This is a genomic window from Sporomusa sp. (assembly GCF_057736855.1).
Window position 1 is genome coordinate 1 of sequence record NZ_JBYKYF010000428.1, and the last position, 2,004, is coordinate 2,004.

At 42.7% G+C, this 2,004-nt stretch carries 4 protein-coding genes; all 4 read left to right on the top strand.

Going from position 1 to position 2,004, the window contains the following annotated elements; all coding sequences use genetic code 11:
* Positions 1-174: 174 nt before the first annotated feature.
* Genes AC29Z1_RS17215 through AC29Z1_RS17230 form a run of 4 tightly spaced genes read left to right on the top strand, consistent with a single transcriptional unit; the run spans position 175 to position 1,891 of the window.
* Positions 175-546: a hypothetical protein gene (locus AC29Z1_RS17215; protein ID WP_488272674.1), complete on the top strand. Its 372-nt coding sequence runs from the start codon at positions 175-177 to the stop codon at positions 544-546.
* A 34-nt stretch (positions 547-580) separates the two neighbouring features.
* Complete coding sequence (locus AC29Z1_RS17220) at positions 581-1,123, top strand: PilW family protein (RefSeq protein ID WP_488272675.1); 543 nt, start codon at positions 581-583, stop codon at positions 1,121-1,123.
* A gap of 22 nt (positions 1,124-1,145) precedes the next feature.
* A complete protein-coding gene (locus AC29Z1_RS17225) occupies positions 1,146-1,601 on the top strand; it encodes a hypothetical protein (protein WP_488272676.1) in 456 nt (151 codons plus the stop codon).
* Positions 1,602-1,618: 17 nt separating this feature from the next.
* The gene (locus AC29Z1_RS17230; protein WP_488272677.1) at positions 1,619-1,891 is read left to right on the top strand and encodes a late competence development ComFB family protein; all 273 of its coding nucleotides are present in this window, start codon (positions 1,619-1,621) and stop codon (positions 1,889-1,891) included.
* Positions 1,892-2,004 lie beyond the last annotated feature (113 nt).

Below are 2,004 nucleotides of genomic sequence, written 5' to 3' on the forward strand. Positions count from 1 at the left end.
GTTTTGCCGCATCGCATGGGGACAAGTATTAAACTAAAAAGTCAAAAGATAACCGGATTAAGCAAACAAGTGATTATTGATTCTGTGGGGCGGATACGTATAGAGTAATTTTTGGATGAATGGAGAATTAAGGGAGAAAACATGTTTAGGCTAAGACTACAAAGAGGTTTTATATTGTTTGAGGTAGCTGTGGGTATGATGGTTATCGGCATGGCTTTAGTAGCAGTGACTGGTATGTTTATCCAGTCGAATAGAACTGTCAGTGGTGCTGCAGAATTTTCGGTAGCCACCAATTTAGCGCAAAAACAACTGGAGTTATTAAAATTGCGTCCACATACTTACTGGGAAAACCTCGTTTTACCGGCAAACATTGGGTGGCAGGGAATGGTAGAAGAAACAGGCCCTTATTTGGTCGCAACTAATGCATTGGTAAGCTCTGAGAATAGTAATCTTGTCGAAGTGGTAGTTGTGGTTTCATGGAATCAGCAGGGACAAGCGCGTCAGGTACAATTAACCACATGTTATTCCCGAATTCCATGTCTATAATAGTTGTTATTTATACTTTAACGGAGCAATGTAGATGAAACGTATGATAGCTGAGCAAAAAGGCATGACTCTGATTGAATTGACAATTGGACTTATGGTGACAGTTATGCTTTTATCTGGACTGTTAAGGATGTTCTCTTCTGCGCTTGACGCCTGGAAGGCTGGCAGCAGTCGGGCTGAGGTGCAGCATACAGCCCGTTTTGCGGTCGATAGTATAGTAAAAGATTTGCGGTTTGGCGATATGTACGAGCTTGGCGATAATGGCAGATCAATTACTTACCGGACGATAAAATCAGGTCAGTATGGCAATATTTACCGTTACCATGTTAGCACTACAGATCACAAATTATATAAGACCAGCATATTTCCGGCAGCTTCTTCCCAGCCATTGACTGGTGAGAATGTCAAAGGGATGAAACATATTATTCTTAATCCGGATAACCAGGCTATATTTCGGCAGCCGGATTCCAATAAACCGAATGCTATAACCATAACGCTAAAAGCCAGGGATGTTTATACCGGGCATGAGTTTGTACTTTATTCAGCCGTTACTAGCCTGACAGAGACATTTAAATAAGTTAGCTGTGAGGAGGATGAATTTGTGGCTATGGGGTAGCTCGGACCGCGGTTCGGTTGCAATTATGGCGCTTATTGCCACGACATTGCTGTTAAGTCTAGGCGGAGCATTTATTACATTCAGCTCAACGGAAGTTACTATCAGTAGGGATTATTGTAATGGTGTTGCCGCGCAATATCTTGCTGAGGCAGGAGTTCACTGGGCTATTGTCAAATTAAAAACAGAGCCTGATTTTGTGGCAAAAACCGGAATTTTACCAGGGGTTACCGCGACTTCTATTACCAAGAAAAATGCGGGAACTCCTACGGAGGGCAGCTACACTGTAAAAGTTGCAGGTTCGGGCATGCAACGTGTTATTACTGCGACCGGAACTGTTGGCAGCGGCAAAACAGCCGCTAAACGGCAAGTTATACTCCATGTTACGCTACCTGCGACAAGTACGTCTGGTATATCCATAATTTCATATAATAACTATTAAATGTCCGGAGGGTATCTATGCAACTGAAAAACTTCATGGAAGACATTGTTTGGCAGCAGCTCGATGAAGTTCTTGAAAATCACAGGAATATCTGTAAGTGTGAGAAATGTCGTTTTGACATAGCGGCTCTGGCCTTGAATCTTCTGCCTCCCCAATATGTTGTAACCGCGCAAGGAGAAGCTTTTAGCAAGGTAAAGTCATTGGAACAGCAGTTTACGGTGGATATTCTTACCGCCATTAGTCAAGCCATTCAGCTTGTATCCAGCAAGCCACGTCATGAAACTACATAATAATATTATACATCGTTTGACTGGCTTGTTTGTTCGTTCACCCCAAAAGATCGTAGGAGTTGATATTGGATCAGGACTAATCAAGGCAGCAGAGTTAGCTTGGGGTAATGGAC